The organism is Flavobacterium frigoritolerans (assembly GCF_025847275.1).
In the GTDB taxonomy this organism is placed as follows: Bacteria; Bacteroidota; Bacteroidia; order Flavobacteriales; family Flavobacteriaceae; genus Flavobacterium; species Flavobacterium frigoritolerans.
The window spans coordinates 72,181-96,462 of sequence record NZ_JAOZEV010000015.1 but is presented as its reverse complement, the minus strand read 5'-3'; the positions used below and the strand labels follow the sequence as shown (position 1 = coordinate 96,462).

22 protein-coding genes are annotated in these 24,282 nt (G+C 32.4%); 15 read left to right on the top strand and 7 right to left on the bottom strand.

The window, feature by feature from the left end:
- From OIU80_RS16810 to OIU80_RS16780, 7 genes are all read left to right on the top strand, one after another.
- A complete protein-coding gene (locus OIU80_RS16810; protein ID WP_264288146.1) occupies positions 1–909 on the top strand; it encodes a TatD family hydrolase in 909 nt (302 codons plus the stop codon).
- On the top strand, positions 910–1,806 hold the full coding sequence (eboC, locus tag OIU80_RS16805) for a UbiA-like protein EboC (protein ID WP_264288145.1): 897 nt from the start codon (positions 910–912) through the stop codon (positions 1,804–1,806).
- Between the two features lie 16 nt (positions 1,807–1,822).
- A complete protein-coding gene (locus OIU80_RS16800; RefSeq protein ID WP_264288144.1) occupies positions 1,823–2,995 on the top strand; it encodes a 3-dehydroquinate synthase in 1,173 nt (390 codons plus the stop codon).
- Positions 2,989–4,215 carry a metabolite traffic protein EboE gene (gene eboE, locus OIU80_RS16795; protein ID WP_264288143.1) on the top strand — a complete coding sequence of 409 codons (1,227 nt, stop codon included), beginning with the start codon at positions 2,989–2,991 and terminating at the stop codon, positions 4,213–4,215. Before OIU80_RS16800 ends, eboE begins: the two co-directional genes overlap by 7 nt.
- 53 nt (positions 4,216–4,268) lie before the next feature.
- Positions 4,269–5,660, top strand: coding sequence for an alkaline phosphatase family protein (locus tag OIU80_RS16790; protein ID WP_264288142.1), 1,392 nt, complete (start codon positions 4,269–4,271; stop codon positions 5,658–5,660).
- Between the two features lie 185 nt (positions 5,661–5,845).
- Positions 5,846–7,012, top strand: coding sequence for an MFS transporter (locus tag OIU80_RS16785; protein ID WP_264288141.1), 1,167 nt, complete (start codon positions 5,846–5,848; stop codon positions 7,010–7,012).
- 221 nt (positions 7,013–7,233) lie between these two features.
- Positions 7,234–8,139 carry a carbohydrate kinase family protein gene (locus OIU80_RS16780; RefSeq protein WP_264288140.1) on the top strand — a complete coding sequence of 302 codons (906 nt, stop codon included), beginning with the start codon at positions 7,234–7,236 and terminating at the stop codon, positions 8,137–8,139.
- Between the two features lie 26 nt (positions 8,140–8,165).
- Here OIU80_RS16780 and OIU80_RS16775 read toward each other — a convergent pair whose 3' ends face one another.
- Positions 8,166–8,672: a CAP domain-containing protein gene (locus tag OIU80_RS16775; RefSeq protein ID WP_264288139.1), complete on the bottom strand. Its 507-nt coding sequence runs from the start codon at positions 8,670–8,672 to the stop codon at positions 8,166–8,168.
- Positions 8,673–9,248: 576 nt separating this feature from the next.
- On the opposite strand from OIU80_RS16775, the gene OIU80_RS16770 reads away from it, so the two are divergent.
- Positions 9,249–11,804, top strand: coding sequence for an adenosylcobalamin-dependent ribonucleoside-diphosphate reductase (locus tag OIU80_RS16770; RefSeq protein WP_264288138.1), 2,556 nt, complete (start codon positions 9,249–9,251; stop codon positions 11,802–11,804).
- Positions 11,805–11,993: 189 nt separating this feature from the next.
- Here the strand turns inward: OIU80_RS16770 and OIU80_RS16765 are convergent, their stop codons facing one another.
- Together OIU80_RS16765 and OIU80_RS16760 are read right to left on the bottom strand one after the other, a co-directional pair.
- A complete protein-coding gene (locus OIU80_RS16765; protein ID WP_264288137.1) occupies positions 11,994–12,398 on the bottom strand; it encodes a hypothetical protein in 405 nt (134 codons plus the stop codon).
- A 102-nt stretch (positions 12,399–12,500) separates the two neighbouring features.
- Positions 12,501–15,125: a phosphatidylglycerol lysyltransferase domain-containing protein gene (locus tag OIU80_RS16760; protein ID WP_264288136.1), complete on the bottom strand. Its 2,625-nt coding sequence runs from the start codon at positions 15,123–15,125 to the stop codon at positions 12,501–12,503.
- A 179-nt stretch (positions 15,126–15,304) separates the two neighbouring features.
- On the opposite strand from OIU80_RS16760, the gene OIU80_RS16755 reads away from it, so the two are divergent.
- Positions 15,305–15,778 carry a hypothetical protein gene (locus OIU80_RS16755; protein ID WP_264288135.1) on the top strand — a complete coding sequence of 158 codons (474 nt, stop codon included), beginning with the start codon at positions 15,305–15,307 and terminating at the stop codon, positions 15,776–15,778.
- A 149-nt stretch (positions 15,779–15,927) separates the two neighbouring features.
- Here OIU80_RS16755 and OIU80_RS16750 read toward each other — a convergent pair whose 3' ends face one another.
- On the bottom strand, positions 15,928–16,752 hold the full coding sequence (locus OIU80_RS16750; RefSeq protein ID WP_264288134.1) for a hypothetical protein: 825 nt from the start codon (positions 16,750–16,752) through the stop codon (positions 15,928–15,930).
- Positions 16,753–16,756: 4 nt separating this feature from the next.
- Positions 16,757–17,341, bottom strand: a complete 585-nt coding sequence (locus OIU80_RS16745) for a hypothetical protein (RefSeq protein WP_264288133.1) — start codon at positions 17,339–17,341, stop codon at positions 16,757–16,759.
- Between the two features lie 392 nt (positions 17,342–17,733).
- Here OIU80_RS16745 and OIU80_RS16740 point away from each other — a divergent pair, with 392 nt between their 5' ends.
- The 4 genes from OIU80_RS16740 (at position 17,734) to OIU80_RS16725 (ending at position 21,359) form a co-directional block, all read left to right on the top strand.
- Positions 17,734–18,609, top strand: coding sequence for an AraC family transcriptional regulator (locus OIU80_RS16740; protein WP_264288132.1), 876 nt, complete (start codon positions 17,734–17,736; stop codon positions 18,607–18,609).
- Positions 18,610–18,801: 192 nt separating this feature from the next.
- On the top strand, positions 18,802–19,398 hold the full coding sequence (locus tag OIU80_RS16735) for an ankyrin repeat domain-containing protein (protein WP_264288131.1): 597 nt from the start codon (positions 18,802–18,804) through the stop codon (positions 19,396–19,398).
- A gap of 10 nt (positions 19,399–19,408) precedes the next feature.
- On the top strand, positions 19,409–20,767 hold the full coding sequence (locus OIU80_RS16730) for an amidohydrolase (protein ID WP_264288130.1): 1,359 nt from the start codon (positions 19,409–19,411) through the stop codon (positions 20,765–20,767).
- A 292-nt stretch (positions 20,768–21,059) separates the two neighbouring features.
- On the top strand, positions 21,060–21,359 hold the full coding sequence (locus OIU80_RS16725; protein WP_264288129.1) for a hypothetical protein: 300 nt from the start codon (positions 21,060–21,062) through the stop codon (positions 21,357–21,359).
- A 15-nt stretch (positions 21,360–21,374) separates the two neighbouring features.
- Here the strand turns inward: OIU80_RS16725 and OIU80_RS16720 are convergent, their stop codons facing one another.
- Positions 21,375–21,749 carry a winged helix-turn-helix transcriptional regulator gene (locus tag OIU80_RS16720; RefSeq protein WP_264288128.1) on the bottom strand — a complete coding sequence of 125 codons (375 nt, stop codon included), beginning with the start codon at positions 21,747–21,749 and terminating at the stop codon, positions 21,375–21,377.
- Between the two features lie 92 nt (positions 21,750–21,841).
- On the opposite strand from OIU80_RS16720, the gene OIU80_RS16715 reads away from it, so the two are divergent.
- Positions 21,842–22,840, top strand: a complete 999-nt coding sequence (locus tag OIU80_RS16715; protein WP_264288127.1) for an NADP-dependent oxidoreductase — start codon at positions 21,842–21,844, stop codon at positions 22,838–22,840.
- Between the two features lie 5 nt (positions 22,841–22,845).
- Complete coding sequence (locus OIU80_RS16710; RefSeq protein ID WP_264288126.1) at positions 22,846–23,316, top strand: cupin domain-containing protein; 471 nt, start codon at positions 22,846–22,848, stop codon at positions 23,314–23,316.
- Between the two features lie 137 nt (positions 23,317–23,453).
- Here the strand turns inward: OIU80_RS16710 and metQ are convergent, their stop codons facing one another.
- Complete coding sequence (gene metQ / locus OIU80_RS16705; RefSeq protein WP_264288125.1) at positions 23,454–24,272, bottom strand: methionine ABC transporter substrate-binding lipoprotein MetQ; 819 nt, start codon at positions 24,270–24,272, stop codon at positions 23,454–23,456.
- Positions 24,273–24,282 lie beyond the last annotated feature (10 nt).

Below are 24,282 nucleotides of genomic sequence, written 5' to 3'. Positions count from 1 at the left end.
ATGTATTATATAGATCCACATATTCACATGGTATCCAGAACAACTGATGATTACCAAGCTATGCGTGCCGCAGGTATTGTGGCAGTTATTGAACCTGCTTTTTGGTTAGGGCAAGCCCGTACAGAGGCTTCTTCATTCAAAGATTACTTTAGCACTTTGGTAGGTTGGGAAAGGTTTAGAGCTTCTCAATTTGGAATTAAGCATTATTGTACGATTGGTTTAAACTCAAAAGAAGCAAACAATGAAGCTCTTGCAGAAAAGGTAATGGATTTATTACCTCTATTTGCTGCAAAAGAAGGTGTTGTAGCTATTGGCGAGATTGGTTATGATGATCAAACACCAGCCGAGGATAAATATTTTAGGTTACAGATTGAGCTGGCACTAAAATTCAATTTACCAGTTATGGTTCATACGCCACACAGGGATAAAAAAAATGGAACTATCAGAAGTATGGATGTGCTGGAAGAACACGGCATTGCCCCTCATATGGTAGTTATCGACCATAATAATGAAGAAACTGCTAAGCAAGTTTTGGATAGAGGATATTGGGCAGCTTTTACGATTTACCCAAATACCAAAATGGGTAATGAGCGTATGGTTGAAGTTGTAAAACAATACGGATCTGAGCGTATTATTGTAGATAGTTCTGCCGATTGGGGTGTAAGTGATCCTTTATCAGTTCCTAAAACAGCAGCTTTAATGCTTGAAAAAGGAATTGCCAAAGAAGATGTTCATTTAACTTGTTATAAAAATGCACTAACGGCTTATTCTCAAAGCGGTCAGATGCAGGAAGAAGACTGGAAAAATGAAATGACAGTTACACAAGATTCACTCTTTGAAGGAAGTAGTGTTCTTAGAGGTCAAGAAGCCAAGGAAATTGTATATCCGAATATTATTATCGAAAACTAAATGTCCAGCAAATTATTTTATTTATTAACCTTATTGCGTCCCGCAAATATCGTTACTGCGGTGACAGATATTCTTGCGGGTATTGCTATTTCGGGAGTTTTAATTTTTGATACTAACAGTAGCCATTTTATAGTTGACCTGATATTATTAGTACTTTCGACCATTGGTTTATATGGCGGCGGAATTGTATTTAATGATATTTTCGATTTAGAATCAGATACTATAAATCGTCCAGAAAGAGTACTTCCCCGTGGTTTGGTTAGTAAAAATGAAGCAATTTTATTAGGATGCTTCATGTTGTTAATGGGAATTGGACTTGCCTTTATAGTTTCGGTTCTTAGTGGCATTTTAGCACTTATCATTAGTTTTTTAGCGCTTAGTTATGATAAAATAAGTAAACATTATCCTGTTGTAGGACCTTTAAATATGGGCCTTTGTCGAGGAGGTAATTTACTTTTAGGAATGAGTATTAGTAATGATACTGTTTTTAATTATTGGTACATAGGTATCATTCCCATTTTATTTATTGCTGCGATTACGCTTACTGCCAAAAAAGAAGCTTCAGGAAATAATAAAGCAGCTATTCTTGTTGCTTTACTGCTAGATGCAATAGTAGTAGTTTTATTTGTTTACATAGGGCAATTACTAGGATTTAGGTTTTGGATTTTATTACCCTTTCTTCTTTTTTGGTATGGAATTAATTTTTTTGCAAAATACAAAGCTTTCATTTACAACCAACCAGCTACAATACAAAAAGCTGTAAAAACAGGAGTACTTTCATTAATTCCGCTCAATGCGAGTTATGTAGCAGGCTCAGCAGGATTGCTTTTTGCATTGTTAGTATTAGCTTTATTACCAATATCTATTTTATTATCCAAAAAATTTGCAGTCACCTGATTATATCTCCCCAAAAATGAAATATCAACACCTACTTCAGCAAAATTTTCAAGTGTCATTTAATTATGACATCATTTTTAGTCGTTCACTATTTGATGTTAATAATCCATCGCTTATTGATGTGATTAAAAAAGAACCTGGATATCAGCAGCCTAAAATAACAATTGTAATTGATAAAGGAGTTGTCGATTCTATGAGTCACTTTATAACAAAGGTTATTCATTATTTTAATGAGTACCAATTTGCAATTACCGAGGCTAATATACTTGTGATACAAGGAGGTGAGGACGTTAAGAACAGCTCCGAATACATAGAAGCCGTACTAGAATTAATAAATAATAACAAAATAGACAGACATTCTTTTCTTATAGCAATAGGAGGAGGAGCTGTACTAGATGCTGTAGGGTATGCGGCGGCAATTGCACATCGTGGCGTGCGCCTTATCCGAATACCTACAACAGTTTTGTCTCAAAATGATTCGGGTGTAGGAGTAAAGAACAGCATGAATTATTTTGGTAAAAAAAACTTTCTCGGCACATTTGCGCCACCATATGCAGTACTTAATGATTCTGATTTTTTAACTACTTTAAACGAACGCAATTGGCGATCCGGAATATCCGAAGCTATAAAAGTAGCTCTTATTAAAGATGTATCTTTTTTTGATTGGATAGAAAACAATACGCAGGCCCTCAACAATAGAGATGTTTTAGTTATGGAAACGCTCATTATTCGTTGTGCAGCTTTACACACGGATCATATTTCTAAAAAAGGAGATCCTTTTGAGAAGGGATCTTCGCGTCCTTTAGATTTTGGACATTGGGCAGCACATAAAATGGAGCAACTTACCAATTATGAAATTACTCATGGCGAAGCTGTAGCAATTGGTATTGCGCTAGATGTTACCTATTCTTTTTTACTAAAAAAAATCGACAAACCTAGTTTAGAACGAATTTTAAAATGCTTCTTAGCGTTAGGATTTGCGATAACCCATCCAGTTCTTGAAAATCAACTTGATGAGGTTTTAAAAGGATTAGATGAGTTTAGAGAACATCTTGGCGGACAGCTTACAATTATGTTATTAAGTGATATTGGTACAGGCGAGGAAGTGCATTCGCTTAATAGTGAATTAATTGCCGAGTCGGTTCAATATCTTTATTCGTTTTGTTTATTAAATACAGAAGTATGTTAATTAGTGAAAATGGTCATCTAAGTTACTGTACCAATATTCATGCAGGTGAATCATGGTGTGCTGTTTTTGAAAGTATTGTAAGGTATTGCATTCCTCTCAAGAAAGAAGTATCTCCCGATAAACCTTTTGGTATCGGCTTACGTCTTTCGCATCAGGCAGCTACGGAATTAATGCTGAACAACAATATCCAGATTTTTAAGAAATGGTTGTTACGAAATGAAATGTATGTGTTTACTCTAAATGGATTTCCGTATGGGAATTTTCATAATGAGCCTGTAAAAGATAAAGTTCATTTGCCAGACTGGACAAGCAACGATAGATTAAATTATACTCAGTTGCTTTTTACCATTCTGGGGCAACTTTTACCACCAGGAATAGAAGGAGGAATTTCGACCTCTCCGCTTTCTTACAAGCATTGGCATACAACAGAAGCTAGCCTTATAGAAGCCAAGCAAATTGCAACAAAACATCTAGTAGCTGTAGTTGCGCAATTGGCGGGGTTTTATGAATTTAAAGATATAATGATGCATCTGGATATTGAACCAGAACCTGATGGTATAATCGAAAATAGTGACGAATACATCGCTTTTTTTGAAGATTATTTACTCAAGGAAGGAGCAACATTATTAGCTACTACTCTTGTGTGCAGTTTATCGCAAGCACAAGAACACATGCGTAATCATATACAGCTTTGTTATGATGTTTGTCATTTTGCAATAGGTTTTGAAAAAAGCGAAGAAGTACTTCAAAAAATGGAGAACCATGGTTTGAAGATTGGGAAATTACAAATTAGTGCTGCTCTCAAATGTACTGCATCAGCAAGTGTACCCATTGATAAAATGCAGCAATGTTTACGCAGTTTTGATGAACCTACTTATTTACATCAGGCAGTAATTAAAACGACAAGTGGGGAATTGCTCAAGTTTAATGATTTAAGTAAGGGAATAGAAGCAATGAAACGTGCCGATTTTAAAGAGCTTCGCACGCATTTTCACGTACCAATATTTATAGAAGATTACCAATTATTACAATCTACTCAAAATGATATTACAGATATTTTGGAAAGCTGGCGTAAAAAAGAATTTACTCAGCACTTAGAAATAGAAACCTATACATGGCAAGTACTCCCCGTTCATTTACAAGCAGATTTAACCGAATCGATTGAGAGAGAATTAAAATGGGTTATAAATAGAGTAACCGATGAAGTAAGTGTTATTTAAAAAAAATAAGGGGATCACAAAATAAGAATTAAGGCCTATTAATATCAAAGAAAATGCAACAAACAGTCGTTATTAATGTAGTGGGACTTACAACTACTATACTTCAGGATTCAGAACTTTTTTTGCATCAATGGCTTAAAAAAAATGGGTATTTAAGTATTGTTGAACCAGTACTTCCCGCACTTACCTGTTCGGCTCAAACTACTTATTTAACAGGTAAATGGCCTTCAGAGCATGGTATTGTGGGTAATGGATGGTATGATAGGAGTGATGCCGAAATAAAAATGTGGAAACAGTCCAACAAGCTAATACAATCTCCACGAATATGGGATCTGGCAAGGGAAATAGATCCAACTTTTACATGTGCCAATTTGTTTTGGTGGTACAATATGTATTCAGATGCTGATTTTACAGTAACACCTCGTCCACAGTATTGGGCAGACGGACAAAAAAAACCGGATTCTTACTCAAAACCTGCCAACTTGCGAGATCGCTTACAAAGCGAGTTAGGGGTATTTCCGTTATTTGATTTTTGGGGACCCAAAACAACAATACGTTCAAGTGAGTGGATTGCCAAAGCATCTAAATTGGTTTATGAATGGTACAATCCTACGCTTACTTTAATTTATTTACCACATTTGGATTATTGCTGCCAAAAGTACGCTCCTAAAGCACCTGAAATTGATAAAGAAGTAAAGGACATAGATAAAGTATGTAAAGATTTGATTGAGTTTTATGAAAACAATGGCGTACAAGTTATTGTTTTATCCGAATATGGAATTACTAAGGTTACAGAACCAATTCATATCAATAGATTTTTACGTACTCAGGGTTATTTGCAAATAAGAGAAGAACGAGGATTGGAATTATTAGATACAGGAGAATGTAAGGCATTTGCACTTGCGGACCATCAGATAGCACATATATATGTTAAAGACAAAAGAGAAATTCCTGAACTTAAAAAATTGCTCGAAAAAATACCAGGAGTTGCAAAAGTTTTGGATGATACAGGAAAAAAAGCACATCATCTCAATCATGAGCGTGCAGGTAATCTTGTACTTGTTGCAAATCAAGATAGTTGGTTTACTTATTATTATTGGCTAGATGATAATAAAGCACCCGATTTTGCCCGTACAGTAGAAATTCATAAAAAAACGGGATATGATCCGGTAGAACTATTTTTAGACCCCAAGAAAAAATTGATTCTACCGCGTATCATTTTTAAATTAATTCGGAAAAAACTGGGATTCCGTACCCTTATGAATGTCATACCTCTTGATGCTACATTGGTTAAGGGTTCGCATGGATGTACCCCAGAAAATGATGCAGATAAACCAATATTTATAAGTAAAACAGTTGCATCTGAAAAAATTGAAAGTACCTCTATATGTCAACATATATTGGATACGATTTTTAAAAGTCCTGTGAACGCTTCTAAAAAATAATTAAAGAATTGTAATTCAGATAAAATGATTCGGTTCTTGTTAAAAACAAAAGCAGTTTTCGAACTTATTAGATTTTTAGTATGCTTGATATGTACAAGTTTATGTCATAAATATACAATTTGTTTTATGCTTGGAAGGAGTAAATTTGCCCCATAGAAAATCTATTCCTTTTCTTGTATATTTAAATGAAAAAAAGTCTTATTGCGCTCTCATTGGGCGGTTTAACTATTGGGATCACAGAGTTTGTGATGATGGGTTTATTACCAGATATTGCTCTTAACATGAAGGTTTCAATTCCAGTGGCAGGATATTTAATTTCTGCTTATGCTTTAGGTGTTGTAATTGGTGCACCTTTGTTAGTTATTATAGGTAGAAATTATCCACCAAAAAAAATGCTTTTAATTTTGGCAATGATGTTGGCTGTATTTAATGCGCTTTCGATTATTGCACCTACTTATGAAATTTTGTTTGCATCAAGATTACTCTCAGGATTACCACATGGAGCTTTTTTTGGAGTGGGAGCAGTTGTAGCAAGTCGTCTTGCAGATAAAGGAAAAGAAGCGCAGGCAGTTTCTATTATGTTTGCTGGATTAACATTGGCTAATTTAATTGGTGTTCCAATTGGAACTTATATTGGGCATCATTTTTTATGGCGTTATACATTTGTCCTCATTGCAGTAATTGGATTACTGACATTTCTTTTTATTTACTTATGGATGCCAAATTTAGAATCTAATACAGGTGAAAGTATGAAAAGTCAATTGCAGTTTTTTAAGAAAGCTGAGGCTTGGCTGATTATTGCAATAACAGCTATTGGTTTTGGAGGATTGTTTTCTTGGATTAGTTATATCGCACCCTTACTAACAAATGTTTCAGGATTTTCTCCTGAGAACGTTCCTTATATTTTAATCTTAGCAGGGTTAGGAATGGTGATTGGAAATTTTATAGGAGGAAAATTAGCCGATAAATTTTCACCAGCTACAACAGTAATGATGTTGCTTTTGGTAATGGCAATCGATTTGTTTTTGGTTTATTCTTTTTCTTCTAATCAATATGCTTCTTTATTTTTAACATTCTTAACAGGTTGTGTTTCGTTTTCGATTGTAGCTCCAATTCAGATGTTAATGATTCAAACAGCAACAGGAGCCGAAATGATTGCTTCAGCAGCAATTCAGGCAAGTTTTAATATAGGAAATGCGCTAGGAGCTTTTTTAGGCGGATTACCCTTAATAGCAGGATATAGTTATGCATCACCTAATTTAATAGGTGTTGGAATGTCTGCTTTGGGAATACTTATTACTTTTATATTTATACAAAGAAAAAAACATATTCTTCAATTGCAAAAAGCTTAATTGCAATCATAATTTACTAAAAGGCAAGTCGAACAGACTTGTCTTTTTTGTTTGTGAATATCTCGTTGGAATTGATTTTATAAAATAGATACTTAACTCTTAATTTTAATTTTATCTTTTTTGAATATAATTTTTGTAATTTACAACCAACGCGTTAGCTAATAGTTCGGTTTTGTTTTAGCGGTACTGACTTTAATGATTATACTATAAAATATTTTAGAATGAATAATAATAAAAAACTTAAGGCTGTATCTTATGGTGAGGTACTTTGGGATATATTTGAGAATGAAAAGAAAATAGGCGGAGCACCCCTCAATGTTGCTTTGCGAATGAAAACACTAGGTTGTGATGTTGCAATGATAAGTTGCGTGGGTAATGATGCTGATGGAATTGCAATTATAGATCATGTAAAAAAATTAGGACTAGAAACCAATGCAATTATTAAATCAGAAGAATTTCCAACAGGTATCGTTCAGGTTTCTTTAGACGATAAAGGCTCTGCTAGTTATGAAATTAATTATCCATCGGCTTGGGATAAGATCGTTCTTAATACCACTGCCAGAAAATTGGTTGCCGAAGCAGATGTGCTTATTTATGGGAGTTTGGTCTGTAGAGATTCAGTATCTCGTTTGGCGTTAGAAGAGCTACTTAACAATAATGTTTATAAGGTTTTTGATGTCAATTTAAGAAAGCCACATTATTCGTATGAGATAATCGAAAGGCTTATGCAATCTGCTAATTTTATAAAGTTTAATGATGAAGAGTTATTAGAAATTACAACTGTTATGGATTCTCCTTATACAAGCTTAGAAGAGAACATGGAGTTTATAGCCCAAAAAACAAATTCTACTGCTTTGTGTGTAACTAAGGGAAAACATGGAGCACTGTTGTTATGGGAAGGTAAACTGTATCGTAATGATGGTTATCCAATAAAAGTGGCAGATACAGTAGGTGCAGGAGATTCTTTTCTTGGAGCTTTGATTACTTCTTTGCTTGCAAATAATAATAACCCACAAAGAGCAATTGATTTTGCTTGTGCTGTTGGGGCTTTGGTAGCTGCGTCAGTTGGAGCAAATCCTGAAATTTCTGAGACTAAAATAGAAGAATTAATGCTAAAAGGGGCTTAGGTGATGTTTTAAATAAAATTAACGGGCTAATATTTTACAAAGATATTTGTATAATAGTTTCTACCATTAATAGGGTTTTTAGTTATCGAAATGCCAAAGTTAGTATAATCTCCCGTGATGTTTTTTTTGTGTTCCGGGCTAGCTAGCCAAGCATTAAAGGCAGCTTGAGGAGTCTTATAGTTGTAAGCAATGTTTTCGCTCACTTTTATAACGCCAAGTGTCTTGATAATATCTTCTGAGCGAGCTACAAAATCATCATGATTAACTACATTGTTACTAATCATATAGTTATTGTGTTCCTCGGATTTAACAGAAACATAGTTTATTTTTTCTAAAGCATTCAAACCAATACTAGCTCTGTATTCATTTATTAAATCTGTTACTTCTAATTCTTCAGTAGTGTAATTGTACTCGACATTTGCTTCAGGAATAGGTCCTGATGAAATGTTTTTATTTAACACATCATTAGTGCATGAGAGTAATGTCAATGGTAATGTGATAAATAATATAATGTGACTGATTTTTTTTGTCATAATGGAATTTAATTTGCTGATTCAAAAGTGTTTGTTTTGAATGGGCAAATTTCCGTCAAGTATTTTTTTTTGATTATCACTTAAAATTTTAAAAATAACACAATAGGGTTTTTTTTGGGTCTGATAGACAGTAGTTAACACCTTTTTTATGAGATTGGCTTGGTTTTTAAAGAAAATTGGTATCAATCAATTGAACTGAGAAATATGTTTGCAAATAAAAAGTACTTGTAGGTATTTTAAATGTTTAGATGAGTAAATATTCTAAAAAACAGGATTTATAAAATTCTTAATTAGTGTTCTATTTAGTTAAAAAAGGAAAGGTATTAGAGTGTATTATGCGCTTTTTAACAGATTAATTTTGTTTTCTAAAATATGTGATTTTTGTAAAGTAATAATAAATCAGATATTACATGAAAAATAATAAATTGTTAACTTTATTGTGTTGGTAAATTTTTATTGTATTGATATTTAGTTTGTTAAGTTGTTTTATTTGTAAACATTTTACTTCTTATTTTTTTTATAGTTTAATTGTTTTTAAATTTACTTCAGAATTAAATAATTAAAATTATCAATATCATGGACGAATTATTAGCTACAAAAAATAAAGCAATTACCTATTCTCAAGATGAAGTTATACAAGCATCTTTAGCGTATTTTAAGGGAGATAGTCTTGCCGCAACAGTTTGGGTAAGTAAGTATGCTCTTAAAGATTCACAGGGAAACATTTTTGAGTTATCTCCTAATGATATGCATCATCGTATTGCAGGTGAAATAGCTAGAATTGAAAAAAAATATAATAATCCGTTATCAGAAGATGAAATTTTTAATTTGATAAAAGATTTTAAATATTTGGTACCTCAAGGTAGTCCTATGACAGGAATTGGGAATCCGTTTCAGGTGGCTTCATTATCTAATTGTTTTGTGATTGGTAACGATAATTCAGATTCGTATGGTGGAATTATGAAAACCGACCAAGAGCAAGTTCAGCTTATGAAAAGGCGTGGAGGAGTGGGGCATGACTTGTCACACATTCGACCTAAGGGTTCTCCAGTTAAAAATTCGGCATTGACCTCTACAGGATTAGTACCATTTATGGAGCGTTACTCTAATTCGACTCGTGAAGTTGCTCAAGATGGCCGTCGTGGGGCATTGATGCTCTCAGTATCTATTAATCATCCGGATGCAGCCGATTTTATCGATGCTAAAATGGAGCAGGGTAAAGTTACAGGTGCTAATGTTTCAGTTCGTATAGATGATATTTTTATGAAAGCCGTTAAGGAGGATGCCATATATGTTCAGAAATACCCAATTTTTAGTGATAATCCATTGTACACAAAAGAGGTTAAAGCTAAAGAACTTTGGAATAAAATTATTCATAATGCATGGAAATCGGCTGAACCAGGAATTTTATTTTGGGACACTATAATTAATGAATCTTTACCAGATTGTTATGCCGATCTGGGATACAAAACACTATCTACAAATCCGTGTGGAGAGATTCCGCTTTGTGCTTATGATTCTTGTCGTCTGTTAGCAATAAATTTATTATCCTATGTAAATAATCCTTTTACTAAAGAAGCTTCTTTTGATTTTATTCTTTTTAAAAATCATGTTGCTGCAGCACAAAGGATAATGGATGACATTATTGATCTTGAATTAGAAAAGATTGATGCAATATTGGCAAAAATAGATGCTGATCCAGAAAGTGATGAGGTAAAATTAGTAGAGAAAAATTTATGGCTAAATATTCGAAATAAAGCCAAAGAAGGTCGTCGTACAGGAATTGGTATTACTGCCGAAGGAGATATGCTAGCAGCACTTGGTTTGCGCTACGGAAGTGATGAAGGAGTTGTGTTTTCTGAAAAAATACATAAAACATTGGCTATTGAAGCTTATCGTGGCTCAGTGAATTTAGCCAAAGAACGTGGGATGTTTGCTATATATGATTCAGAAAGAGAGAAAAACAATCCATTCTTACTTAGATTAAAAGAAGCTGATGAAGAATTGTACTTTCAAATGAAAGAACATGGACGTCGTAATATCGCTTTACTAACTATAGCCCCTACAGGAACAACGAGTTTAATGACTCAAACAACATCGGGTATCGAACCTGTTTTCTTGCCTGTTTATAAACGTCGAAGAAAGGTGAACCCAAATGACAAAGATGCCCGCGTAGATTTTGTCGATGAACTTGGAGACAGTTGGGAAGAATATGTAGTGTTTCATCATAGATTTAAAGAATGGATGCTCATAAACGGATTTGATGTTTCTAAAAATTACAGTCAAGATGAAATTGATGAGTTGGTAAAAAAATCACCTTATTATAAAGCGACAAGTAACGATATTGACTGGCTAAGTAAAGTTCGTATGCAAGGTAAGATACAAAAATGGGTAGACCATTCAATATCTGTTACCATCAATGTACCAAATGAAACGCCCGAAGAAATGGTAGATAAATTGTATATGGAAGCATGGGAAGCAGGATGTAAAGGAGTGACTGTATATCGTGATGGCTCACGTTCGGGAGTACTTATTGCTAATACAGAAAAGAAAGAAGAAGCTGTTCCGACTGCATCAACTATTTTTCCAACTAAACGTCCTCAAATATTAGAAGCCGATGTAGTTCGTTTTCAGAACAGTAAAGACAAATGGATTGCCTTTATAGGATTGATAGATGGTAAACCATATGAAATTTTTACTGGTCTTGTAGATGATGAAGATGGAATTTTGATTCCACGTTGGGTATCAGAAGGATTTATTATTAAAAATAAAAATGAAGATGGAAGCAGTCGTTATGACTTTCAGTATAAAAATGCTCGAGGTTATAAAACAACTATCGAGGGACTTTCGCATAAATTTAATCCAGAATATTGGAATTATGCCAAACTAATATCGAGCACATTACGACATGGTATGCCTATCGATAAAGCAGTTGAATTAATAGGCAGTCTTCAGTTGGATGGAGAATCTATAAATACCTGGAAAAATGGAGTTGCTCGTGCTCTTAAACGCTATATCGTAGATGGTACCGAAGCGCATGGTCAAAAATGTAGTAACTGTAATTCGGAGAATCTCATTTATCAGGAAGGTTGTCTTACTTGTAATGATTGCGGTTCTTCTAAATGTGGTTAGTAGGTAAGGTTCAAAAAGGCAAAGGCTTTTAGAGACTAATTTTGAATATTATATAAATATTTTTCTTTAATAAAAAACGCCTGTAAGGATTTTCTTTGCAGGCGTTTTGTTTATTATCTCTGAGTCTTGTATTTCTAAGTCTTGTATCTATAAGAAGTTGTACATCTTCTAGACTAAAAATCTAAATGATTATTGTTTTTCATAGGTAGATTCAGTGCCATCTGCTGCTATTACTCCATTAAAAAGAATCAGTTTATTATTAAGTAAAGACAAGTAAGTTTTCTCTGTATTGTTATTAAACGTAATACTGTAATTGGCTTTACGGTTGTTTATTGTTGTGTCTTCTGGAGTAATAGTAAAGGTGCCACTTTCTTCTTTTTTGCCATCATAATAGCGTTCATATTTTTGTCCCTCAAATTTAAGTAAATTACCATTTCCGGGTTTAAAGTTAGGATCTACGTTAGCTACTTGGATACCTTCAATGTGTCGGAGTTCCCATGAGCCGTTTAATTCTTCCAATACCGATTTTTTTTCGCAACTCATAATTGTTAAGAGTACTACAAGAGTTGCTGCTAGGTTTAAAATATTTTTCATATGCTTTATTTATATAAGGTTATAATATTATTTTGGTCAAAACGAAGTTAAGCAAAATTGATTTGAACTTTTATTACTTTTAATTTAACTAATAAAGAAATATTATGGTTTTATCACTTTTGATAAAACTTGTGGTATTTGTATTAAATCATAATCATCGGTAAAAACGATGTATTGGTTATGCCATGAAGGTGAAAATTTTTCTTTAAAATCTCTTAGACCTTTATAATGCGAAAATGATTTTACTTTTTCATACACATATTTCATTGATTTTTCTTGAATGGTAGTTGGGTTCTCAATACCACTCATTGGTGCAAGGCCAATATTTACAGCAGTAAGATTTTGAGATTTTAAGTGATTAAAAAGTTCAATTAAAATAAAATCAATTATGCCATTTGGAGCATCAGTAGATTTTCTAATTAGGTCGTAGGTTCCCTCGTTCTTAGTATAATCTGGAATGATATTAAGAAATGCTAAGATTTTTTCCTCACTATTTTCAACCGTAATTATAGTTTGCTTTTTTAGTTCATCCCACAAAAAAACACCTTGTGAAAAAAGAATTTCTTTGCGACCAGTCTCCTCTAGCCATTCGTCACTAACCGATTGTATTTTTTGCAATAAACCATCTTTTATAGGAGGTAAATTGATTGTAGTTTTTAACTGTAAGTCACTTATTTTCTTTAATCCATTACGTAACGATTTTTTACTGCCGCCTTCTAAATTAAAAGTTGTTAAGTCAACAACTCCTTCTTGACCAATAAAAAAATATTTTTTACTAAGTGATTTATATACTTCTAGGTTTTCTTCGGGAATGCGATAATAAATGCTTTTTAACCCAGCTTCATAACAAAAAATGTCAAATTCAATTATACATTGTTTCATTTCAGCTTCATTTTTTGCGACAGGATTTTCTAGTACTACAGCAAAATTACCAGAAACTCGATAGGCAAGAAAAGCATCATTATTTTGAGAAATGAATAAAAGTTTATCAAAGTACGTTTTAAAATAATCTAAAGACGAGCTGCCATATTTTTCCAGAAGTTCATTTGCAATTTCTTTTTCGGCAGTTGTCACAGAATTTTTTAATATATAAGGCTTTATGAATGTATAAATTAAAAAGGCGAAAGAAATAAAACCGCTAATTTTAATTGATGCCAGAAAGTGTTTTGAGAAATTATCTAAAGGGATTAAATCGTAACTTCCTAACAAAAAGTAATTTTGCAAAGTATATCGTATGGATTGACCGATACTAAAATCAATATTAAAATGCTTTTTATCTAAAAAATAAAAGCCGATAATACCGTAAATTAATACCGCTATTACACTTAAAATTGCAGTTTGCAAGCCCAATAAACGAAGTCTGGGATTGGTTTTGACATAATATTCTTTTCGGGTTGCAATTAAACTGACACATACTAGTAGGGCAAGAGTCGATTCTTCAAAATCTATCGCTTTGGTAAGATTCCCTATGAGAGAAATTATCGACAATACTAAGCCAAACCACCAAGCCATTTTTAAGCCTTTTAACATAAATGATGAGGTAACTAATAAGAACAGCCCCGAAGTAAAAACGAGATAATTTGATAAATGAATTGCTTCTAGAGGTAGAAAACCTTTTAATTGCATTAATCGGCCACTAATTGCAGGAGTTAGAACCGAAATGATATTAATTATTCCAAGGAGAAATAATAATAAGGCAGGAACAATTCTCATTAAAAGTTTATTTATTTTAGATAAAAAAGTCAGCATTCCAGCAAGTAACGGAAGCCAAAATTCAAATACCCGATATAGTAACGTAATAGAAATTGCTTCGGCATTGGTAAAACCATAGCGAATTAATATAAATCCCATTGAAACTTCTACAGGACCAAGACCACGAAGAAAAGGAGATATGATAAGAAAGATAACAGCTATTATATATCCCATAGATGCTGCAACCAATGAAGGCTCAAATTGTAGTGCTATCATGGCAATATACAAATGAACAATCCCAATTATATCGATCAGAATAGAGATAAAAACGGTGCCAATAAATTTGTTTCTATTGATATTATGATTTTGTAAATCGGTTATAAAAATTTCAGTTTTTGGAAACCACCTTAAAAGTAATTTGTTTGCGAGTCCTTTGTTTAATATCGAATTAAACAATGCAAACAGTACAAGAATTAATAGAATGATTATAGACATTCCAATCCATTCGCTAGAAGCAATTGTGCCATTTAATAACGTATAAATAAACAACGGAATTCCAATAATTACTACTGATAAGATGCCAATAAACCCATAAATAGTCGATGCCAAATGTACTTGTACCTTTTCAACACCTTTTTCTATTATCGATTCTGTAAAAAAATAGAGTGAAGTCACACCACCAGCTGGAATAAACACGCTAATGAAATTTCGTTTTAAAAATAAAGAGAGCGCTTGCTTAAGTTTGATACTAACTCCAATTGCAGAAAAAGAGTTTATGTACATTAATCCTTGGAGAAGAATGTAGAGCATAGTTGTGAAAAATCCAGCAATTATCCATTGAAGTTTTGCATTAGTAAAACTATTCTTAATCTGAGACAATTCAGTTTGTTCTTGTTTAACAAACCAAATAGCAACTCCAAGAAAGAAAAGTGTTACTATAAATTGAGTTATTATTTTTCCATTTCTAGATAATAACGGAATACTTCTTTCTTTAAATTTTTGGATGTAATTATTGATTTTTGATGCTGTTTTCAATATTATTTTAATTAAGTATCTTAGTATGAATATATTGCATTAATTTTTAAAATCTAATAAATCATTTAATTATGATAAATATACGCGTTAAATTATTATAAGTTAATCTGTTTTTCATTTAAGTACTGTAATTTTAAATTCAAATTAAACCGAGTATTAATTTTTAAACATCACAAATTATGAAAAAACTATTCTTGGCTTTAACCATTTTGTATGGTGCAAGCATGATTGGTCAAACAGAAGTTAAATCAGATAAAGAAATTGTTCCTCCTGTAGCAGTGACTATAGCTTTTCAAAAAGAGTTTTTGGGTAAAATACCTATTTGGTCTAAGGATTATGAAGGAGAAGATATGGATCATATTCGGTATTTGGCAAAATTTAGTACAGGTTCCTCTGTAGGATTAGCGGTTTATGATAACAATGGTGTTTTAAAAGCTTATGAACTGGCAATTGCAAAAGAGGAACTTCCCAAAGCGGCTTTAAATTATATACAAAAAAACTATCCAGATCAAACTATCAGAGAAGCAGCTAAGCTTATCGATGGCAACAATGTCATCACATACGAAGTAGGAATTATAAAAGACAAGAAATTCCTTGATTTAGTATTTGATAAAAAAGGAGGATTTCTTAAAGTTGTTGAAAAAGATCAGTAAATGGTAATACCATAACTAAAAATCCATATAAGAGAGGTGTTTTCTATAAAAACTTACTTTTATATATTGCAATATAATAGACAAAAGATTGTAGGTTGAAAAGAGTTTATCTATTAATATATAAAAGTAAGTTGTTGAAAATATATAACTTAAAAAGTAGGTTGATTTTTAATCGTAATAAAATAATGCCCATATTCGGTTTTAGTATCAGTTACGGTACATTTATATTTTTTTAGATTTTTTGATACGCGCAGTATTTTTACATTCACCGTAAAGACAGTATTTATTGGCATAGCTTTGTTTAAAAATATTTCTATGTTTTCAATTTCCAGATTAGGATCAGTAGAGGACTCAAAAATATTTTTCAGGATGCATTTGCCTACAAATGCAGCAGGAACAATCTCATAATTATCAAAATGTCCTAAACAATGATTTCGGGTAAATTCTTCAATAGTTATATTAAATTTTTCCTCATTCAAATATTCAAATGAACTACTAGGAAATACAGATGTAAAGGCTTTGTTTTGTTCGGCAGAATAATGAGATTCAAATATTTTATTAAAAGAAGGCTCATCTATGATAAAATAATCCATTTCCATTTGAAATATTTTAGTATTTTCATCTACAATTTCAATTAGAGCTCTTCCTTTTTGACTACTCTCTAATTGCGATGCTATTTTAACACTTAATAAACCAGAAGGCTGGGTATAGGAAATTTTTCTAATTCTCAGTCTCTCGCCAAGAAAATAACGTTTATCATTAGTTTTTAATTCATTAGCCAAGCTTAGGCTTCCTAGCGTTGAAAGAATTTTAAGAAGATCACTAAAGTTTTCCTTTTCATAAGATTCAAATGATTTGTAGAGTGGAATTTCAGTACTACTTTGGTTAAAATCAATTTTTTCTGCATTTTCAAACAGATACGGAGACGTTTCTCCGATTAAACTAGCTATTTTTTTTGGGGCCTTAACTATCATAATATTAGAGTTGTTTGATGTTATACACAGATTTAATGTTAAAATTTTGATCAGTTTCTTCAAAAGTATATTCTATTTCACAATCGATATTTACAATCTCTTTGATGCCTTCCACAAATGGCAATAATGTTGGGATAGTTATATATTTTACGATTCCTAATTCAGTCAATATTTTTAAATATCTATCAACTCCCGTTAGCTCAATTATAGTGTTTTTAGGGGTGTATTTTATTATTTTAAAGTTATATTCGGGACTGGAGTTGTATAGTGCATAAATTACTACTGCTGCAAATGCTCTTGTATCTTTCTCTAATTTTGGATATGCTCCAAATGCCTGAATTGTTTTTAACTTCCCTAATTCATAAAATAATTTTTTAGAATGGTTGTCCATTTTATCATTGCCATAAGTCGCTCCAATATCTTTTAATAACAAGCCGTAGAAAGCACCAGTTACATTAGATAAATTTTGGACAAGAGAGGGGGTGTTTTCTGGAAAAAAAGCATTAACAATTTCTTCCTTTAATTCTAGAGAAGGAAAAACATCATTAGATCTTGTTTGTCCTAAATTTTTCAATAATGTTTGTTTCATAGTTGTAGTTGTTTAATGGTTAGATTTTTTCCTAAAATTGGAAGGGGCATTTCTTTTTAGAATAGTACTTATGAAGTTTTTACTCCTTTTTTTTAAGTACTTGTCTATCAGTGATCTGTGATGTTAAATGTAATGTTTTTTTTATTAAAAAATATTTTTTATTTGATTTTTTAAATGGCATTTTTTTGCAATATTCTTATTTTAAAGCCTTATTTTAAATGATTTTACAATGAAGAATCAAAAGGATTAGTGTAATTTCTTAAAACAGTATCGTTTTTTATAGGATAGATTACTATATAAATAGCCGAATCTAGAAAAAATGTAAAAGGCATTGGAACTTTATAACATTAATTATATATTTTTGGAAGAGTATAATTAATAGTACCATTCTCTTGAGCAACTATTCCATTCCTACTTTATCTGTTGGTAATATTCTTGGTGAAGAAACTTTGGGTATTACGTTATTTCAACATAGCGTAAAGGGGCGAGATGCATTTGAGGAACCTCATAAACATGATTTTTACATGTTATTCTTTGTAGAGAAAGGCACAGGATTTCACAATATAGATTTCACACAACATACAGTAGCCGATAATCAGGTTTATTTTATACGGCCAGGGCAAGTACACAATTGGTTACTTAATGCAAATACGATAGGATTTCAGCTTATGGTTTCAGCTGAGATAATTACTATTTTTTCTAATTTATCACAACTTCCATATTTTGGACAAAGTGTCCCATCATGTCTTTCTTTAACTCAAAAAGAATTTCAAGAATTTAAAAATCATCTGCAAGAGATAGAAAATGCACTATCACAAAATGATTTACTCACAAAAGAAATAATTTTACTTCGATTGCATTTACTTTTTAAACTATTGCAAAAAGATTACTTAGAGCAGTTTCCTGAATATCATTTTTCGGGTAAGCCAGAAAAAGTAATAAAGAAGTTTAATGATTTAATAGATGCTAATTTTCAAACCGAATCTTCGGTGCGTTTTTATGCCGATGGGCTTAGTATTACGCCCAATTATCTAAATATACTTTCTCAGAAGTATTTAATGATGCCTGCAAGCGACGTGATAAAAGAAAGAACAATTCTCGAAGCCAAACGATTGCTTACTAGCACCGATTTATCTATAAAAGAAATAGCTTACCAATTGGGCTTTAATGATAATGGTTACTTCAGTAAGGTTTTTAAAAAATATGCTGGAAAAACGCCAGGTGATTTTAAAGAAAGTTATAATCTTTACCATCCTTCTCATCAATAGTACCATTGCTGTTTAAAATTCTAACCGATTTTTGTAAATAATAAATAATGATTGTTTTCAGGAACAATTATGAATTTTAAAAATGATATGGAAAAATTTTTAAACAGGAGCAATCTGCGATATTGTTTGATTTTAAATGTTCTAATAGTGATAGGATGTTCTTCTCAACAAACAGATTTAAAAACAGATAAGATGATAAATAAAACACTTTTAGAAGCAGTTGAAGCTAGAGACATTAGTAGTGTAATTACAGTTTTAAAAGAAAATCCTTCCTTGGAAACAAAAAATAATGATGGAGAAACTCCTTTAATGAGGGCTGTTTATAATCAGGATAATGCAATAGCAACAGTATTAATTAATGCGGGTGCCAATGTAAATGCACAAGATAAAATGCTAAATAGTCCGTTTTTATATGCTGGAGCAGAAGGAAATCTTGAGATCGTAAAATTGGCTTTAAATCATGGAGCAAATTTTGGCGTATATAATCGTTATGGAGGTTCGGCACTTATTCCGGCTGCTGAAAAAGGACATCTAGATGTGGTAAAACTTTTAGTTAATACACCTAATTACCCTAAAGATCATATTAATAATTTAGGATGGACTGCATTATTAGAGGCAGTCATACTTAGTGATGGAGGTAAAGTACATGTAAATATTGTAAAAGCATTAATTGCAGGTGGCTGTAATGTAAATATTGCAGATAAAAACGGTGTAACATCATTAGCGCATGCTAAAAAAAGAGGGTACACAGAAATGATACAAGTATTAGAAGAAGCTAAAGGAAAATAAAATATAACGTATGGAAGAAAATACAATAAGCCGAAAAAAATTTTTAGGATTGGGAGCAGCAGCAACAGGTGCTGCATTGTTTTCGGGAATAGGCGCTACAGCAATGGCACATGGACAAGCTGAGGATGAAAAAAAGACCGCTTTAAAAGAATATATTTTAAGTAATGTAAGATTAGAAGAAGGTTTTGAATACAATGAAAAAAATGAAGTTGTTGCTACAAAAACAGCTTTGTACAATTTGCATATTGCAGATGGTAAAATAAAAAGTATTACTAAAGACAAGCCAGTTACAAAATTAAAAACGGTCGATGCCAAAGGGTTTTTAATGCTTCCAGGGTTACGCGATATGCATATTCATATTGATAAAACCTATTATGGAGGAAACTGGAATGCTGCACCAAGAAAAGGATATACTGTAAAAGATATGATAACGCTGGAGCAAAAGATTATACCGCAATTGCTCACAGATTCGCAGCATAAAGCAGAAGAAGCAATAAAACTCATGCAAAGCCAAGGAAGTTATTTTGCTCGTTGCCAATGTAACATTGATCCTGTTAGCGGACTAAAAAGTTTGGAACATTTGCTTGTAGCATTAGATAATAACAAAGATAGTTTTGGATGGGAAATTGTAGCATTTCCACAACACGGAATTTTATACTCACAATCGGAACCGTTACTACGAGAAGCTGCTGCAATGGGAATAGATTTCATCGGCGGATTAGATCCAACAAGTGTAGATGGAAATATGGAAAAATCACTGGATGCCATGTTTCAAATTGCACTAGATACCAATAAAGGGATAGATATCCACTTGCATGAAGGACTTCCATCAGGTAAAGCAGCAATAGAATATATTATTAAAAGAACGGAAGAAAACAAACAGCTACAAGGAAAAACATATATAAGTCATGGTTTTGCTTTGGCAAAAATGGAGCCTAAAGATTTAGAAAAAGTTGCAGAACAAATGGGGGCACTTGGTATAGGAGTCGTTTCGACAATTCCTATTGGTAAAACGATAATGCCAATTCCGACTTTAAAAAAATACGGCGTAAAATTAATGACAGGTACAGATAGTATCGTAGATCACTGGATGCCTTTTGGAACTTGTGATATGCTTGAAAAAGCAAAATTATGTGCACAACTTTATGGTTGGACAGATGAGTATAGTTTAAGCCGTGCCTTACATATTGCTACAACAAATGAGATATTACCACTTAATGATGCAGGAAACAGAGTATGGCCAGCAATAGGAAATGATGCTAATTTTATTTTGGTAAAAGCAAGTTGTTCAGCCGAAGCTGTAGCTCGTTTGCCAAAAAGAGAAGGCGTGTTTTTTAATGGAAAAATGATAGCTGGGGAGATGGCATAGAAAGGCTCAAAGGTTCAAAGGTTCAAAGGTTTTTCTGTAGAGACGCACCGCAGTGAGTCTACGCAATATAGGTTTACACAAAGTAATACCAAATTTGTCTTTCTGCGTTAGAATGGTTCAGTTTCAGTTGAATTGCCTCTTGCTTTAGCTGGAGGCAATTCATAATGAAAAGAGGAACAAAGATTGACAAGAACCTACACCAATAATTAACAATTATCAATTCTCTTCTTTTCATACAAACTTCATTATAAAAATGTAGCTTTATATTTTTATAATTAAAATGATTTTTGATATGGCAAATAAAACTTCACAACATATATTAAATACGTCAGCAAATCTTTTGGGGTTTTGTCTTATAGTTATGACTTCTTTGCATATTACAAATAAATCAGAAACGACTCATATGGATGAATTCACATCTGTTATATCTGTATTTCTTATTTTTTCCTGTTTTTTTTCGTTTTTGTCCATTAAAACAATCAAAGAATCTTTAGAGAAAAAATTAGAAACTATAGCTGATTATTTATTCGGAATGGCATTACTAGGAATTCTGGTTATTGTTGTGTTTACGGCACTAGATTTAATTAATTAAAGCTGTTTTATAAAATTAAATAGATTCAATTATCTTTTCGCGATGATTAAGTCCCCATTGTACCAAAGTTTCGGTAACAGGCAATACCGATTTACCATATTCTGTCACAGAATATGCAACGGTTATTGGTTTGGTATCCTGAACTTTTCTTGTAATAAGTAAATTAACCTCCAGGTCTTTGAGTTCCTTGCTTAGCATTTTTGCAGAAATCCCTTCAATTTCACGTTGCATTTTTTTGAAATGAATTACTTGATGCGTTCTGTTAGTAAGAAATCGCAAAATCATTAATTTCCATTTGCCTCCCAAAACGTCCAGACTATCACGCATTGCAAGTAGTTCTTCTGTACAATTTGCTTCACGCAAAACACCATCCCTTTTAATTTTTGCCATAATAGTTTCATTAAGGTAACTAGTAACCTTTAGTTAACGGATAGTAAATATAAATTATATTCAGAATAATTTTGTGTTTTAAATTGATAAATATGAAAGCAATTATAGCAGACAAAGAGGGTAAACTGCATTTAGAAAATGTAAACGTACCAGCAATAAAACAAGACGAATTATTGATAAAGATAGTTGCTTCGGGATTTAACCCAATCGATTATCAGATGTTAGAGAATGAGTTAGAAAGAAAGCTAATGCATTCCCCAATTTTAGGGAGAGAGTTTTCAGGAATAGTTGTTGAGGTTGGAGAAAAAGTAAAAGATTTTAAAGTTGGAGATGCTGTATTCTCCAGTTCAGGAAGCATGGGGTCCAATGGCACTTATGCCGAATATATTGCAGTTCAAGAAGCCGTTGTAGTGCATAAACCTACTTTTTTATCCTTTGAGCAAGCAGCCGGAATTCCTTCGGTTGGATTAACAGCACTACAATCTTTTAGCCGAATGAAATTGCAAAATACAGATTCGGTTTTAATTACAGGCGCTGCGGGAGGAGTTGGAGCAATGCTAATTAAAATTCTCTTAGCAAATAAATTTTCGAACTTTATTGTTACAGCGGGAAATGAAGAAAGCATTCAGGCATTGATAGAAATAGGAGTTAAACACAACCAAATCGTTAATTACAAAACGGATGATGTAGAAACTTTTGCTTTAGCAAAAAATAACCAACAGAAGTTTGATTTTGTCGTTGATTTAGTTGGGAATGAAATAGGAGAAACTGCAGCAAGACTTTTAAAAACTAATGGAACTTTTCTAGATGTAACAGCACTTTATACCAAGGATTTAAGAGAAATTTTATTTAATAAAGGCGCTGTAATTATGAATATTTCCAATTATGCTTATTCGGCAGATAAAAATTATGGCTATTATAAAAATGGATTGTTGGAGCTGGTTCGATTAATAGAAAATGAATTAGTAACTCCACCAAATATTGAAATTATGGGGCAATTAAATACAGAAACAGTTATTAAAGCACATGAAAGACTTCGCTTGAATAAAACAAAAGGAAAGAAATTAATTATGCAAGTAAATACGATATAAGCACTATGAAAACGATACCAAGAAGAATTGTAACAGGAATTAAGAATGGGAAATCTATTATTGAAAAAGATGAAATAGTAAGTAATGTTTCAGAACACTTTCCAGGTCTTATTATATCTGATATTTGGAGTACTGATAGTATGCCAGTACACCTTTCTGAAGAGAAAATTATAGAAAATACAGCATTTCCCCACACGCCCAAGAATGGTACTTATTTTCGATATGTACAGATTCCGCCTGATAAAGATTTAGGAATTGCCGCAACAGTTGGACAACCACATCCATTAATGCATCAAACTGCTACATTAGATTATATCGTTATACTTTCTGGAGAAATATATCTTATTATGGATGAAGGAGAAACTCTCTTGCAAGCAGGGGATATCGTAATACAAAGAGGAACAAATCATGCATGGAGCAACAGATCGAATGAACCTTGTATTCAATTGGCAGTTCTAGTAGATGCTTCTTTTTAGTCACAGTCTTCAAGTTTCAGTATTTAGCAGTATTAAAAAAAGTAAAAGGCAGCTATTTTATAAATAGCTGCCTTTTATTTTAACTGTCAACTGTAACTGAGTACAGGGACTAAATACTGTAACTGAATACTAAAAAACTACCAGCCCTTAACAGCGCCTCCTTTAAATTCTTTTTCAGCAGCTTTTGCTACTTCTTCAGATTGGAATGCTTTAAGGAAGTTTTTAACCTTTTCTTCATTTTTATTATCTTCTCTAGAAACAATTAAGTTTACGTATGGAGAATCTTTGTCTTCTACAAATAAGGCATCTTTAGACGGTACAAGGCCTGCTTGTGATGAGAATGTATTATTGATAATGGCAATAGTTACATTTGCATCATCTAATGCTCTTGCTATTTGTGGAGCTTCTAATTCTAGAATTTTTAGGTTCTTAGGATTTTCGGCTATATCAGTTACTTTTGGCAAAAGCCCAATACCATCTTTAAGTTTTATAAGTCCATTTTTTTGTAATAATAATAAAGAACGACCACCATTAGTTGGATCATTAGGAATAATAATAGTACTTTCTGGTTGTAACTCGCTAAGAGATTTTATTTTTTTAGAATATCCAGCTATAGGATAAACAAAGGTTTTCCCGATAATAGCTAGTTTGTATCCTCTCTGTTTAGATTGCTCATCAAGATATGGTTTATGCTGAAATGCATTCACGTCGATGTCCCCTTGGTTTAATGCTTCGTTAGGAACTACATAATCATTAAATGTTATTAGCTCTACATCAAGTCCATATTTTTCTTTAGCTACTTTTTGAGCAGCTTGTGCTACTACAAATTCTGGTCCGGCAGCAACACCAACTTTAATATGGTTAGGGTCGTTTTTTTTGTCTTTTCCACAGTTAGCAAATACTAATGTAAGTAGTAGTATTCCTGTAAGTATTGAAAATTTATTTTTTGTGTTCATGGTCTTATTT

Excerpts from the sequence above, each read along its gene's own strand:
- OIU80_RS16810 (WP_264288146.1), top strand. The coding sequence starts at position 1 with ATGTATTATATAGATCCACATATTCACATGGTATCCAGAACAACTGAT.
- eboC (WP_264288145.1), top strand. The coding sequence starts at position 910 with ATGTCCAGCAAATTATTTTATTTATTAACCTTATTGCGTCCCGCAAAT.
- OIU80_RS16800 (WP_264288144.1), top strand. The coding sequence starts at position 1,823 with ATGAAATATCAACACCTACTTCAGCAAAATTTTCAAGTGTCATTTAAT.
- eboE (WP_264288143.1), top strand. The coding sequence starts at position 2,989 with ATGTTAATTAGTGAAAATGGTCATCTAAGTTACTGTACCAATATTCAT.
- OIU80_RS16790 (WP_264288142.1), top strand. The coding sequence starts at position 4,269 with ATGCAACAAACAGTCGTTATTAATGTAGTGGGACTTACAACTACTATA.
- OIU80_RS16785 (WP_264288141.1), top strand. The coding sequence starts at position 5,846 with ATGAAAAAAAGTCTTATTGCGCTCTCATTGGGCGGTTTAACTATTGGG.
- OIU80_RS16780 (WP_264288140.1), top strand. The coding sequence starts at position 7,234 with ATGAATAATAATAAAAAACTTAAGGCTGTATCTTATGGTGAGGTACTT.
- OIU80_RS16775 (WP_264288139.1), bottom strand. The coding sequence starts at position 8,672 with ATGACAAAAAAAATCAGTCACATTATATTATTTATCACATTACCATTG.
- OIU80_RS16770 (WP_264288138.1), top strand. The coding sequence starts at position 9,249 with ATGGACGAATTATTAGCTACAAAAAATAAAGCAATTACCTATTCTCAA.
- OIU80_RS16765 (WP_264288137.1), bottom strand. The coding sequence starts at position 12,398 with ATGAAAAATATTTTAAACCTAGCAGCAACTCTTGTAGTACTCTTAACA.
- OIU80_RS16755 (WP_264288135.1), top strand. The coding sequence starts at position 15,305 with ATGAAAAAACTATTCTTGGCTTTAACCATTTTGTATGGTGCAAGCATG.
- OIU80_RS16750 (WP_264288134.1), bottom strand. The coding sequence starts at position 16,752 with ATGATAGTTAAGGCCCCAAAAAAAATAGCTAGTTTAATCGGAGAAACG.
- OIU80_RS16745 (WP_264288133.1), bottom strand. The coding sequence starts at position 17,341 with ATGAAACAAACATTATTGAAAAATTTAGGACAAACAAGATCTAATGAT.
- OIU80_RS16735 (WP_264288131.1), top strand. The coding sequence starts at position 18,802 with ATGATAAATAAAACACTTTTAGAAGCAGTTGAAGCTAGAGACATTAGT.
- OIU80_RS16730 (WP_264288130.1), top strand. The coding sequence starts at position 19,409 with ATGGAAGAAAATACAATAAGCCGAAAAAAATTTTTAGGATTGGGAGCA.
- OIU80_RS16725 (WP_264288129.1), top strand. The coding sequence starts at position 21,060 with ATGGCAAATAAAACTTCACAACATATATTAAATACGTCAGCAAATCTT.
- OIU80_RS16720 (WP_264288128.1), bottom strand. The coding sequence starts at position 21,749 with ATGGCAAAAATTAAAAGGGATGGTGTTTTGCGTGAAGCAAATTGTACA.
- OIU80_RS16715 (WP_264288127.1), top strand. The coding sequence starts at position 21,842 with ATGAAAGCAATTATAGCAGACAAAGAGGGTAAACTGCATTTAGAAAAT.
- OIU80_RS16710 (WP_264288126.1), top strand. The coding sequence starts at position 22,846 with ATGAAAACGATACCAAGAAGAATTGTAACAGGAATTAAGAATGGGAAA.
- metQ (WP_264288125.1), bottom strand. The coding sequence starts at position 24,272 with ATGAACACAAAAAATAAATTTTCAATACTTACAGGAATACTACTACTT.